The organism is Arthrobacter sp. 210 2 (assembly GCF_059093025.1).
On the sequence record NZ_JBNHIE010000017.1, the window covers coordinates 1 to 12,904 of the forward strand.

General features: G+C 66.7%; 11 protein-coding genes and 2 tRNA genes. 12 read left to right on the forward strand and 1 reads right to left on the reverse strand.

The annotated features are described in order from the left end of the window. Window positions 1-118 precede the first annotated feature (118 nt). The 9 genes from obgE (at window position 119) to AC5RWA_RS21030 (ending at window position 7,596) form a co-directional block, all read left to right on the forward strand. On the forward strand, window positions 119-1,708 hold the full coding sequence (obgE, locus tag AC5RWA_RS20990; RefSeq protein WP_115525824.1) for a GTPase ObgE: 1,590 nt from the start codon (window positions 119-121) through the stop codon (window positions 1,706-1,708). Next, window positions 1,698-2,849 (forward strand): glutamate 5-kinase, encoded by a 1,152-nt coding sequence (gene proB, locus AC5RWA_RS20995; RefSeq protein ID WP_494058921.1) that lies wholly within the window; start codon window positions 1,698-1,700, stop codon window positions 2,847-2,849. Before obgE ends, proB begins: the two co-directional genes overlap by 11 nt. Before the next feature lie 26 nt (window positions 2,850-2,875). Then, window positions 2,876-4,255, forward strand: a complete 1,380-nt coding sequence (locus AC5RWA_RS21000) for a glutamate-5-semialdehyde dehydrogenase (RefSeq protein ID WP_494058922.1) — start codon at window positions 2,876-2,878, stop codon at window positions 4,253-4,255. A 79-nt stretch (window positions 4,256-4,334) separates the two neighbouring features. Beyond that, complete coding sequence (locus tag AC5RWA_RS21005; protein WP_079596321.1) at window positions 4,335-4,565, forward strand: hypothetical protein; 231 nt, start codon at window positions 4,335-4,337, stop codon at window positions 4,563-4,565. Between the two features lies 1 nt (window position 4,566). After that, window positions 4,567-5,235: a nicotinate-nucleotide adenylyltransferase gene (nadD, locus tag AC5RWA_RS21010; RefSeq protein WP_494058937.1), complete on the forward strand. Its 669-nt coding sequence runs from the start codon at window positions 4,567-4,569 to the stop codon at window positions 5,233-5,235. 7 nt (window positions 5,236-5,242) lie between these two features. Continuing rightward, window positions 5,243-6,670, forward strand: coding sequence for a hypothetical protein (locus tag AC5RWA_RS21015; RefSeq protein ID WP_494058923.1), 1,428 nt, complete (start codon window positions 5,243-5,245; stop codon window positions 6,668-6,670). Between the two features lie 40 nt (window positions 6,671-6,710). Beyond that, window positions 6,711-7,112, forward strand: a complete 402-nt coding sequence (gene rsfS, locus AC5RWA_RS21020) for a ribosome silencing factor (protein ID WP_079596318.1) — start codon at window positions 6,711-6,713, stop codon at window positions 7,110-7,112. A 115-nt stretch (window positions 7,113-7,227) separates the two neighbouring features. Then, window positions 7,228-7,300, forward strand: a tRNA-Ala gene (locus AC5RWA_RS21025). A gap of 220 nt (window positions 7,301-7,520) precedes the next feature. Beyond that, window positions 7,521-7,596 (forward strand) — tRNA-Ala (locus AC5RWA_RS21030). Window positions 7,597-7,674: 78 nt separating this feature from the next. On the opposite strand, the gene AC5RWA_RS21035 is transcribed toward AC5RWA_RS21030, so the two are convergent. Further along, a complete protein-coding gene (locus tag AC5RWA_RS21035; RefSeq protein WP_494058924.1) occupies window positions 7,675-8,997 on the reverse strand; it encodes a class I SAM-dependent methyltransferase in 1,323 nt (440 codons plus the stop codon). A 202-nt stretch (window positions 8,998-9,199) separates the two neighbouring features. Here AC5RWA_RS21035 and AC5RWA_RS21040 point away from each other — a divergent pair, with 202 nt between their 5' ends. From AC5RWA_RS21040 to AC5RWA_RS21050, 3 genes are all read left to right on the forward strand, one after another. Next, window positions 9,200-10,282, forward strand: a complete 1,083-nt coding sequence (locus AC5RWA_RS21040; protein ID WP_494058925.1) for an FAD-dependent oxidoreductase — start codon at window positions 9,200-9,202, stop codon at window positions 10,280-10,282. Window positions 10,283-10,347: 65 nt separating this feature from the next. Beyond that, window positions 10,348-11,532, forward strand: coding sequence for a class I SAM-dependent methyltransferase (locus tag AC5RWA_RS21045; RefSeq protein ID WP_494058926.1), 1,185 nt, complete (start codon window positions 10,348-10,350; stop codon window positions 11,530-11,532). A 164-nt stretch (window positions 11,533-11,696) separates the two neighbouring features. Next, window positions 11,697-12,899, forward strand: coding sequence for an ROK family transcriptional regulator (locus tag AC5RWA_RS21050; protein WP_079596314.1), 1,203 nt, complete (start codon window positions 11,697-11,699; stop codon window positions 12,897-12,899). Window positions 12,900-12,904: the final 5 nt, after the last annotated feature.

Below are 12,904 nucleotides of genomic sequence, written 5' to 3' on the forward strand. Positions count from 1 at the left end.
AAAAGAGCTTTACAGGCGGGGGAGGGGGCTTGGGGTCCCCCTCCACTGTTCTTTTAACCGCATTACAATCGATTTGGCGCCTTGGGGCGTCTCGAAAAACAGCACTGAGGAGATCCACGTGGCCAGCTTTGTAGACCGGGTAGTACTGCACGTATCCGGCGGTAGCGGCGGCCACGGGTGCGTCTCCGTCCACCGCGAGAAGTTCAAGCCCCTGGGCGGTCCCGACGGCGGCAACGGCGGCAATGGCGGCGACGTCATCCTGCGCGTGGACCACCAGACCACCACCCTTCTTGACTACCACCACGCCCCCCACCGGCACGCCACCAACGGCGGCCCCGGTATGGGTGACTGGCGCGGCGGGAAGAACGGTGAGACCCTCATCCTGCCCGTGCCCGACGGCACCGTGGTCAAGTCCAAGGACGGAACGGTCCTGGCGGACCTCGTCGGCGAAGGCGCCGAATACGTCGCCGCTGCCGGCGGGATCGGCGGACTCGGCAACGCTGCCCTGTCCTCCCAGAAGCGCCGCGCCCCCGGCTTCGCCCTGCTGGGCATCGAAGGCGAATCCAGCGACATTGTCCTGGAACTGAAGTCCATTGCCGACATCGCCCTGGTGGGCTTCCCGTCCGCCGGCAAGTCAAGCCTCATCGCCGCGATGTCGGCTGCCCGGCCCAAGATCGCGGACTACCCGTTCACCACGCTCATTCCCAACCTGGGCGTTGTCCAGGCGGGCGATGTCCGCTTCACCATCGCCGACGTCCCCGGACTGATCGAGGGTGCCAGCGAGGGCAAGGGCCTGGGCCACCACTTCCTGCGCCACGTGGAGCGCTGCGCCGCGCTGGTCCACGTCCTGGACTGCGGAACCCTGGAATCGGACCGCGACCCGCTTTCGGACCTGGCCATCATTGAGGCCGAGCTGGAAAAGTACGCCGTGGATATGAGCTACGCAGGCCAGGACGGCGAAGTGGTCCCCCTGAACCACCGCCCCCGCCTGGTGGCGCTGAACAAAGTGGACCTGCCTGACGGCAAGGACATGGCCGACTTCGTCCGTCCTGAACTGGAATCCCGCGGCTACCGCGTCTTCGAAGTGTCCGCCACCAGCCACGAAGGCCTGCGCCAGCTGGGGTTCGCCATGGCCGAGATCGTCCAGGCAGCCCGCGACGCCGTGGCGGCCGCCCCGCCCAAGGTGCAGCCGGCCGTTCTGCGGCCCCGCGCCGTCAACGAGTCCGGGTTCCGTATCCGCCGTGAGGAAAAGGGCCTCGAGCCGCTGTTCCGCGTCCTCGGCGAAAAGCCCGTGCGCTGGGTCAAGCAGACCGACTTCACCAATGAGGAAGCCATCGGCTACCTGGCCGACCGGCTGGCCAAGCTCGGCGTGGAGACCGAACTGTTCAAGCAGGGCGCAAAGCCCGGCGACACCGTGGTGATCGGCGAGGACGACGGCGTCGTCTTCGACTGGGAGCCCACCATGATGGCCGGCGCCGAACTGCTGGCGTCACCCCGCGGAACCGATGTCCGTTTCGCCGATATCGGCGACCGGCCCACCCGCAGCCAGAAGCGCGAAGAACAGCAGGAGCGCCGGGACGCCAAGGCAGCAGCCCGCGCCGAACTCGAGGCAGAGCGGAAGGCCGGCATCTGGACCGAGTCCGTCAGCGGACGGCGTGTGGCCAAGCCCCTGAAGGAGAGCGGACTGGAAGCGGACGATGACCTCTAGGGCGGTCGCCACGGATCCCACCCTGCGGTCCGTGGACCGGAGTGTGCTCGCCAACGCGCGCCGGATCGTGGTGAAGGTGGGCTCATCGTCACTGACCAGCATCAAGGGCGGCATCTCGGAGGAATCCCTGACCGCCCTGGCGGACGCCCTGGCGGCCAAGCGCAACACCGGAACGGAGATCATCCTGGTCTCCTCCGGCGCCATCGCCGCGGGCCTGGCACCTTTGGGCCTGGCCAAGCGGCCCCGCGACCTGGCCACCCAGCAGGCGGCGGCCAGTGTGGGGCAGGGCCTGCTGATGGCGCGCTACACCCACGCCTTCGGCGCCCACGGCGTGACGGTCAGCCAGGTGCTCCTCACGGCCGAGGACCTGATGCGGCGCAGCCAGCACACCAACGCCTTCCGTGCCCTGGACCGGCTGCTGAACCTCGGCGTCGTCCCCGTCGTGAACGAAAACGATACGGTAGCCACGCACGAGATCCGTTTTGGCGACAATGACCGGCTCGCGGCACTGGTGGCCCACCTGGTGCGGGCCGATGCGCTGGTGCTGCTGTCCGACGTCGACTCCCTCTACGACGGTCCGCCTTCCCAGGGCGCGAAACGGATCCCCCTGGTTGAGGGCGCCCACGACCTGGAGGGCGTGTCCATCGGAAAAACCGGCAAGGCGGGCGTCGGCACCGGCGGAATGCTCACGAAGGTCGAAGCCGCCACCATGGCCGCAGGCTCGGGCATCCATGCCGTCGTCACCTCCACGCCCAACGCGGCAGCTGCACTCAACGGCGAGGACGTGGGCACCTGGTTCGCCGTCAACGGGGCCCGGAAGCCCGTCCGCCTCCTCTGGCTGGCGCATGTCGCCTCGGTCCAGGGCCGCCTGGTCCTCGACGATGGTGCGGTTAAGGCCGTGCGGCACCACCGGACGTCCTTGCTGCCGGCAGGCATCTCCGCCGTGCACGGCGACTTCGAGGCGGGCGACGCCGTCGAGATCGTCAGTTCCGACGGCACCGTAATTGCCCGCGGCCTCGTGAACTACTCCTCGGAGGAGCTGCCCCGCATGCTGGGCCGGTCCACCCGGGACCTTGGCGAGGAACTCGGCAGCGGTTATGACCGTGAAGTTGTTCATGTTGATGACCTGGTGCTGGTCTGAGCTCCACCCTCGCCTAAACTTGAAACATGACTGAGGCCCTGATCCACACAACTGCTCACACCTCCGGAGACACTGCTGCCGCGCCCGAGGCGCAGCAGCCAGCCCCCGCAGCAGTGCCGGTATCAGCTGACGTCCCGCTGTCCGATGCCGACGTCGAAACCGCAGTCCACGCCATCGCCGACCGTTCCCGCCAGGCTGCCCGCCGGATCGCCATGGCCAACCGGTCCTGGAAGGACCGCGCCCTGCGCGCCGTGGGAGATGCCCTGCAGGAGAACACGCAGGCCATCCTTGCTGCCAACGCCAAGGACGTAGCTGCCGGAAAAGCCAACGGAACCTCCGCCGCCATGCTGGACAGGCTCACGCTCACGGAGGCCCGCATCGCCGGGCTGGTGGCTGCGTTGGAAAACCTTGCCAACCTGCCCGACCCCGTGGGCAACGTGGTCCGCGGCCAGACCCTCCCCAATGGCCTGCGCCTGCGCCAGGTCAACGTTCCCATGGGCGTGGTGGCCGCCATCTACGAAGCGCGCCCCAACGTCACGGTGGACATCGCCGGGCTGGCACTCAAGAGCGGCAATGCCGTGATCCTGCGCGGCGGCAGCGCGGCTGAGGCCACGAACGAAGTACTTGTCCGGGTGTTGCGCGAAGCGCTGGAGTCCGTGGGACTGCCTGCCGACGCCGTGCAGACCGTGGACCAGTACGGCAGGGCCGGCGCGAATGTGCTCATGCGCGCCCGCGGCAGGGTTGATGTGCTGATTCCCCGCGGCGGCCGCGACCTCATCCAGACAGTGGTCACCAATTCCGCCGTGCCCGTCATCGAGACGGGGGAGGGCAACGTCCATATCTTCATCGACGAATCGGCGAATGAGGAGATGGCCGTTGAGATCCTGCTCAACGCCAAGACCCAGCGGCCCAGTGTCTGCAACACGGTGGAGACCCTTCTGGTCCACTCCGGATCCACTGTCCTGCCGGCCGTTGCCGCAGCCCTGAGCAAGGCCGGCGTCCGGCTGCACGCCGATGACCGCATCCGCGCCGCCCTGCCCGCATCCATTGAGGCGGAACCGGCCACCGACGAGGACTGGGGCACCGAGTACATGAACCTTGACCTGGCCGTGGCCATGGTGGACAGCCTGGATGAAGCGGTTCAGCACATCCGCACCTGGTCCACCGGCCACACCGAGGCCATCCTCACCAACGACCTCTCCAACGCCGAACGGTTCATCGCGGAAGTGGATTCCGCGGCTGTCATCGTCAATGCATCGACCCGCTTTACCGACGGCGGCGAACTGGGCCTGGGTGCCGAGGTGGGCATTTCCACGCAGAAGCTGCACGCCCGCGGCCCCATGGGGCTGACCGAACTCACCACCACCAAGTGGATCGTGCAGGGCGAGGGCCAGGTCCGCGGGTAGCAACGCGGTAACATAGACCGAACGCCAGAAAGCAGCGGGAACTTCCGCTGCCATAAACCTTTGAACCCTAGGGGAGAAAATGCTGTTCCAGCAGATCGCCACGACCATCGCCGAAGGCGAAGAACACGAACTCGCGCCGCTGTGGGCTGAGCCGTGGGTCTTCGGCATCGTCATTTTCGCCATCCTGCTGGTGCTGATGTTCGTCACCCTGTCCTACTCCAACCTGGGCAACCGCCACGCTGCCACTGAGGAGCACGCGGACCCGCACCGCCAGCACCCCAACAAGCACGATCACGGGCAGGGCCACTAACATTTCCCGCGTTCTGCACCACAGTGGTGCCAACGGCAGGCTTCGGCTGGGCGTGATGGGTGGGACGTTTGATCCCATCCATCACGGCCACCTGGTCGCAGCCAGTGAAGTGGCTGCCGAGTTTGATTTGGACGAAGTGGTTTTCGTCCCAACCGGCCAGCCGTGGCAGAAGTCCCACAAACAGGTCAGCGAGCCCGAGCACCGGTACCTTATGACCGTCATCGCCACCGCCTCCAATCCGCGGTTCACCGTGAGCCGGGTGGACATCGAACGGCCCGGCCCCACGTACACCATTGACACGTTGCGTGACCTGCGGGCGCAGCGCCCGGACGCCGACCTGTTCTTTATCACGGGGGCTGACGCGCTGGCGCAGATCCTGTCGTGGAAGGACATCGATGAACTGTGGTCGCTGGCCCATTTCGTGGGTGTGACGCGGCCCGGCCATGTCCTGGACGGCATGGGACGGGACGACGTCAGCCTCCTCGAGGTTCCGGCCATGGCGATCTCGTCAACGGATTGCCGGACCCGCGTTGCAGCGAACAACCCCGTCTGGTATCTGGTGCCGGACGGCGTGGTCCAGTACATCGCCAAGTACGGTCTCTATGCCCATGCGCCGGCGAGCGGGAATGAGTTTACTTCCGAAGCACGTGAACCAGCCAGTACTGAATGAGTTCTCAATGAGTCAGGAACAGCCCCCCATCCGCAGCCGCCGGGAACTCCGGAAGGCCAGGGATGCCCAGCAGGCGTCCGTGTCCACAGGCACGGACCAGCTTCCCCCTGCCCATAAACCGGAGGCCCCACAACCGCAGGCCCCACAACCGCAGGCGGGCGCACCGCAGCCGGCCGCAAAGCAGCCTGCCACCCCTGGCGCGGCAGGCCAACCGGCCGCCGGGCAGCCGGGCCGCGGCTCCAGTCCCTCCCCGGAGCAGACCCACACCCAGCGGTCGTCACAGATCCGCGCGCGGGACCGTGCAGCACTGCGCACCATCAAGGAGCTGGAAGAAAAAGAAGGCCAGCTCGCCACCGGCGGTGCCCCTACCCGGCGCCAGCTCAGGCTTCAGCAGCTCAAGGAACAGGCGCTGACCGCGGCCAACCCCATCGTGCCGCCCGCAGGCGGTCCCTCAGTCCAGGCTGGTTCATCGGCGCAGGCCGGTACATCGGTACAGGCCGGTACGGCACAAAACGGTCCGGCTGCCGGACCCTTGGCCACCGGATCCTCGCAGTCCACTCCCGCGGCAGCGGAAAAGAAGCCGGCCGCGAAAACTGCCGGTCCCACCGCCAAGAGCACCGCCGCTACAGCCAATGCCACATCCGGGTCCCGTTCCGGGGTCCCCGACGGGATGACTGTTGAACAGGCATTGCAGGCGCGGGCACTCATCGCCGAGCAGGCAAAGAACCAAATCGCCAAGATGGAGCACATCGCTTCCCTCGATCCGGAAGCGGTCGATCCGGACATCCTGGCGGAACAGATTGCCTTGGCCGAACGTGCCGCCGTCATGAACCGCAGGGCCCTGGCCAAGCAGAAGCTGGCCGAACAGGCAGGAACACCTGCGGCACCCGGCAGGGAACCCGGAACCAAGGACCGGCCCGCGCCTTCGACGGCCAACAACCTGGCCATGGTGACCCCGTTGGAGTTTGTGCAGGTGCCGGGCGTCGACCGCCCGGTCATGAAACCGCCGGCAACCTCCCATGTCCCCGTCACCACACGGCCGGGTTCAAAGGTCCAGCCCGATACAAAAGCCCAGCCGGGAATTAAGGCCCAGCCGGGAGGTGCCGGCAAGCGGCGCCCCGCCAGCCGCCCGAACGCTGCCGCGGCAGACGCCGCATCGGGCCGTTCGCAGGTTATCGCCCGGGCGGAAGCTGCTGCCAGGGCAGCCACCCGCCCCAAACCGGTGGTCTTTCCCGAGAACCCGTCAGGGGGCCTGGTGGAGGATCTGCCCAGGGTTCCGGCCAGCTCGGCCTACGGACTCGATCCTTTGGATGCGGCCACCGCCGGGCTTGCTCGGGCCAAGCGGAACCGGATCCTGCAGCTCTGCATCCTGCTGTTCGGCCTCGTGGCGCTCATCTCAGGCATTTTCCTGATCATCAGCGGCATGTCCAGCTGACCGGTCAGCACCAATACTTTTTAAATTAACAAGGAGTCCCGTGACTGCATCAGATTCATCCATCACCATAGCCCGCACTGCCGCCAAGGCCGCCGCGGACAAGATCGCCCAGGACATCGTTGCCTTGGACGTCAGTGAGCGCCTGGCGCTGGCCGACGTCTTCCTCATCGCATCCGCGCCAAGCGAACGCCAGGTCAATGCAATTGTGGACGGCATTGAGGAGGAGCTGGCCAAGCAGGACCTGCGTCCGGTGCGCCGCGAAGGCCGCTCCGGTGGCCGCTGGGTCCTGCTGGACTACTCGGACCTGGTCATCCACGTCCAGCATGAAGAAGACCGCGTGTTTTACGCCCTGGAACGCCTCTGGAAGGACTGCCCCGTGGTGGACCTCCAGCTGGGTGACGACGCCTCGGCCAAGGCCACGGCCGCCTCCGAGACCGAGTAGATCCGCGGAAACACACCGAATATTCCCGATTTGGAATTTTCGGAATTGCTGTTCTAAGATATTTGAGTTGCTTCGGGGAAGCCCGGAAGAAAGCTCTTGGGAGCAGCAATAATTCGGGGCTGTGGCGCAGCTGGTAGCGCACCTGCATGGCATGCAGGGGGTCAGGGGTTCGAGTCCCCTCAGCTCCACCGGATAATCCGCCGGAATCATTTGATTCCGGCGGATTTTTTGTTTGCCCCGCTGGCTCCGGTGTAACCCCCGCTGACGCCGCTGGGACTCAGCCCGCCGGAGGCGTACGCTTCAAATATCCGCCAAAAGGCTTCACATTCCCCCGATTGGCGCATCGGGCAAAAGTGCATTAAGCTGATCAGGTTGCTCCGGGGGAATCGCCCGGAACAGCGAAAGTTCGGGGCTGTGGCGCAGCTGGTAGCGCACCTGCATGGCATGCAGGGGGTCAGGGGTTCGAGTCCCCTCAGCTCCACCAGACTTCTCTGTCAGGAGAACAGAAGAGGAACCATCCACCAGGATGGTTCCTCTTCTGTTTAAGCCAGTGGGGCTCCCGTCAGAGCCAGGCGGTACGGCGCAGAGGAGGCTCTTCCCCGCCCGGGCGCTGGACCAGAACCTGGTTGACACCCGTCAGGCCGTTTTCAAAACCGATGGCACTGGATGCCATGTACAGCCGCCACACACGTGCACGGCCCAGCCCGGACAGTTTGGCGGCCTGCTTCCAGCTGTCCTCCAGCCGTTTGACCCAAGCACGCAAAGTGAGCGCATAGTGCCGCCTCAGCGCCTCGACGTCAAGGATCTCGAAGCCGGCCCCTTCCAGCGCCGTGACCATCTCGCCCAGGCTGATCATCTCGCCGTCCGGAAAGACATACCGGGGGATGAACGAATCCGGATCAGGACTGGTGGGCCCGGCATTCCAGGAGATGGCATGGTTGAGCAGGCGGCCGCCCGGGCGGAGCAGCGCGAACAAGGCCGAAGCATATCCTGGGGTCTGCTCCCGCCCCACATGCTCGGACATCCCGATGGAACTGATGGCATCGAAGGGCCCATCCGTGACGTCCCGGTAATCCTGCACCCGGATGTCCACCTTTTCGGTGAGCCCCGCTTCGGCTGCCCGCTTGCGTGCAAGGTTCGCCTGCTCGGAGGAGAGCGTCACACCCACCACCGTGGCCCCGTACTTTCCTGCCGCGTGGAGGGCGAAGCTGCCCCAGCCGCAGCCCACGTCCAGCACACGCATCCCCGGCTTGAGCCCGAGCTTGCGGCAAACCAGGTCCAGCTTCGCTTCCTGCGCGGCATCGAGCCCCTCCACCAACCTGGCGCCCGAACCCGCGCCCTGTCCTTCGTCGGCGTCTTCGGGCCACACCGCGCAGGAGTAAACCATCGACGGCCCCAGGACGAGGCCATAAAAGTCATTGCCGACGTCGTAATGGTGCGAGATCGCAGCGGAGTCCCGGCGGCGCGAGTGCAGCCTCCCCTTCCTGGCGATCCGCGACTCCTCCGGCGGCGGCGCCGGATTGGGTCCCACGGCTCCCAGCCGAATGGCAGTGCGAACCAAGGTCCAGAGCTCAGCCGCTGTGGGGGGACGGAAGGGACCCGGCTCCGCGAATTTGCCGGCGGAGCTCAAGGCAGAAAACGCCTCGAAGATATCGCCGGGCGCATCAATTTCGCCGGCAACATACGCCCTGCTCAGTCCCAGTTGGCCCGGAGACCACAGAATCCGCCGCAGCGCGCGGCGGGAGCGGAATTCCAGGACCGGCGCTTCCGGCGGGCCGGCTTCCGAGCCGTCCCAGGCACGCAGGCGAAGCGGTATCTGTTCGGTTCCCAGGACAATCCCCAGGGCTGTGGCGAGCCGGGCGGCTGCGCCGCGGTCTGTGGTCATGGTGGTGCCTTTCTTCCGCTGAGGCCGCCCGCGGGGAGGGCCTGCTTCCGATGCCCTCCCGGGCCGGTTCCATGGGCCTACCCTAAAGCCGGCGCGCCGCGCTGTCAGGGAGCGCCCTGTAAATTTTTGCCAAAGGTTCCGTCCAAGTCCCCGTGCCTCGTCCGGCAGGTGCCCCCGGAAGGGGCGCCGCTATCATGGGGGAGTGACTGCCGTCCAAACCGATGTTGCCGTCATTGGTGCGGGCCAGGCGGGCCTGTCGGCCGCCTACCACCTTCAGCGCCGCGGCGTCAGCTATGTAATGTTCGACGCCGAAGAAGGACCGGGGGGTGCGTGGCGGCACCGCTGGAAGAGCCTGCGCATGGCCACTGTGAACGGCATCAGTGATCTTCCCGGAATTGCGAAGCCCGCCGTCGATCCCAGGGAGCCCAGTTCGGAGTTCCTCACCCGCTATTTCCGGGAGTACGAGGAGGAACTGGGCCTGTCCGTCCAGCGCCCGGTCAAAGTGCGGGCGGTGAGCCGGGAAGACGATGATCCGGCCGGCAGGCTGCGGCTCGACACATCACGCGGGGATTGGACAGCCAGGGCAGTCATCAACGCCACCGGGACCTGGACGCGGCCGTTCTGGCCCATCTACCCGGGCCAGTCCACCTTCCGGGGCAGGCAACTGCACGTGGCCGACTATGTTGCAGCCGAAGAGTTCCCCGGCAAGCACGTCATCGTGGTGGGCGGTGGGATCTCCGCTGTCGGGCTGCTGGACGAAATCTCGCAGGTCACCTCCACCAGTTGGTTCACCCGCCGGGAACCGGTGTGGCGCGACGCGGAGTTCGACTCCCGCGCGGGCCACGATGCGGTGGCACTCGTGGAAGAGCGGGTGCGCCAGGGACTGCCGCCGCAGAGTGTGGTGTCGGTAACAGGGCTGATCTGGACGCCGGCACTCCGCACGGCGGCGGCACGAGGAGCCCTGGACCGGCAGCCCATGTTCACCGCCATTGAGCCGGACGGCGTCCGGCTCCCGGACGGGAACCTCCTGAAGGCGGATGTCATCCTGTGGGCCACAGGCTTCCGGGCCGAGCTGGAACATCTTGCCCCGCTTCACCTGCGGGGGCCCGGCGGCGGCATCGTGATGGACGGAACGCAGGTGGCAGCCGAACCGCGCGTGCACCTGGTAGGTTACGGCCCGTCGTCGTCCACCATCGGGGCCAACCGGGCCGGCCGGGCGGCCGTTGCCGCAATCCTGAAGCTGCCCGGACTGGCTCCCGCCGTGGAAACGGTAACGTGGGGCTGACCCGCCGCGGGAACGCGCCAGGCAGCGCGGGAGCATTCGGGACAGAAGAAAGCGGCAGGCATTACGTGGCATTAGACAGGCTTGAGGACGTCTTTGGGATCCTTCGGCGGCGGCCCGACGTGGAGGCGCCCAACCTCCAGGCGTGGGATGCCACCGACCGGCTGCTCCTTGAAACGGCTGCGGACCATGTGGAGGCAGGCAGCACGGTGGCTGTCATTGGCGACCGCTACGGCGCCCTGACCCTGGGCGCGCTGGCTGTGCTCGACCCCGCCGCCGTCCTCGTGCACCAGGACCTGGTCACCGGCGAACGGGCCCTGCGCCTTAATGCGGAAGAACTGCGGGCTGCCGGCACGGGGATCGCCCCAGGGGCTGGGAACGGCACGACTGAGCCGGCCGGCTTCCAGCACGTGCCGCTCGGTCCAGAACTTGTGGCAGGTGCCCAGACTGTGCTCCTGCAGCTGCCCAAGACCCTGGCCGAGCTGGAGCAGATTGCGGGGGCCGTCGCCCGGTATGCGCCCGCCGGCGTGGTGCTGCTGGCGGGCGGCCGGGTGAAACACATGTCCCTGGGCATGAATGCCGTCCTGGAACGGTACTTCCATACCGTCCAGCCCCAGCTCGCCCGGCAGAAGTCCCGCGTTATCCTGGCCACGGGCGCCAAGGCGACACCCGCGCCGGACCGGTTTCCCGTCGTCGAACACCTCGCTGAGCTGGACCTTGACGTGGCGGCCCACGGAGCGGTCTTCGCCGGCCCAAAGCTGGACATCGGCACCAGGTTCCTGCTGACGTTCCTGCCGTCGATGAAGCCCGCCCGCCACGCCATCGACCTGGGCTGCGGCACCGGAATCCTCGCAGCGATGTATGCCAGGCACTATCCGGAATCGCGGGTGACGGCCACGGACCAGTCGGCTGCGGCAGTGGCCTCCGCGCTGGCAACGGCCCGCGCCAACGGACTGGAAAGCCGGATCGGCGGCCTCCAGGATGACGCGCTGAGCACCATGGAGGCAGGCAGTGCGGATCTCGTGCTGCTCAATCCGCCCTTCCACGTGGGTGCGGGCGTGCATGCGGGCGCGGGGCTGAAAATGATCGAAGCCGCAGGCCGGGTGTTGACGCCGGGCGGGGAATTGTGGACGGTCTATAACCGCCACTTGCCTTACCTGCCGGCACTGGAGCGGTACGTGGGCCCCACCGCCATCAAGGGCCAAAACCCCAAGTTCACGGTGACCCGGAGCGTCCGGCGCAGTGTTCGGTAAAGGTATCCACAAGGTATGCCACGCCACGGTCCCGCCTATGGGTCTGTGCCCACGCTTAACGTACGATTCAAGCAGCACCACAACCACGTGGCCGAAGATCTTTAGGGGACACTGTGACTGAGATCCGCCAATCCTCACCGAGGCGCGGAACCAACCTGCCCAGGATGGGGGACTTCAACCTCACAGTCATCCTCGACGCCATCCGCCGGTCCTCGGGCGGCCTGAGCCGTGTGGAACTCGCACAGATCGTGGGCCTGTCGCCCCAGACTATCTCGAACATATCCCGCCGCCTCCTCGACCAGAACCTCATCGTCGAAGCCGGGAAGGAAGGCAGCGGCCCCGGAAAACCACGCACCATTCTGCGCCTGAACCCCGGCGGCATGTACGCCGTGGGCGTCCACCTCGACCCCGCCGTGAGCACCTTCGTGGTCCTGGACCTCGTGGGAGCGGTGGTCCGGCATTCCCGGATCAAGACTCCCGGCGGCAACGATCCTTCCGTCATCATCAGCACCATCGCCGCCGGGATCTCACAGATCGTCGCGGACTCGGACGTGGACCGGGACAGGATTGCGGGCGTGGGTGTTGCAGCCCCGGGCCCCATCGACCTGGACAACGGCACGGTGGTGGATCCGCCGCTGCTTCCGGGCTGGGACCGCGTGGAACTGCGCAATGCGTTGTCCGAGGCAACGGGCTATTCGGTGCTGATGGACAAGGACGTCACCAGCGCCGCCGTCGCTGAAACCTGGGCCGGCGGCCCCAGCGGCGCCGGCAGCTTCGTGTTTATGTACATGGGGACCGGCATCGGCTGCGGCATTGTCCTCAATGACGAGGTGGTGCGCGGAACGTCCGGCAACGCGGGCGAAATCGGGCATATTGTGGTGGACCCGGACGGACCCCTGTGCGACTGCGGGCAGCGGGGCTGCGTGAAATCCTCCTGCATTCCCAAGGTGCTGGTGGCCGAAGCGGAAGCGGCGGGCATCCTGGACGGCTCGCGTTCGGGCAACAGCGGCGCCGAGATCCAGCAAAGCTTCGCCAGGCTGTGCGAACTGGCGGACGGCGGAGACGAACGTGCTGCCGCCATCATCGACAAGTCCGCCGTGCTGGTTGCCCGGGCGGTATCGGTGGTCACTAATACGCTCGACGTCGAGCGGGTGGTTTTCGGCGGGCCGTTCTGGAGCGGCATGGCGGAGCGTTTCCTCGAAAAGGTGCCTCCGCTGCTGGATGCCAACAGTGCGGCGCGGTTGATCCACCCCATCCAGGTTGTTGGCACGGGTGTAGGGGAGGACGTGGGCGCCATTGGTGCGGCGTCGCTGGTCCTGGAGCACACGCTTGCGCCCCGCGCCCAGCGGCTCCTGCTGGAGAGCTGACAGGA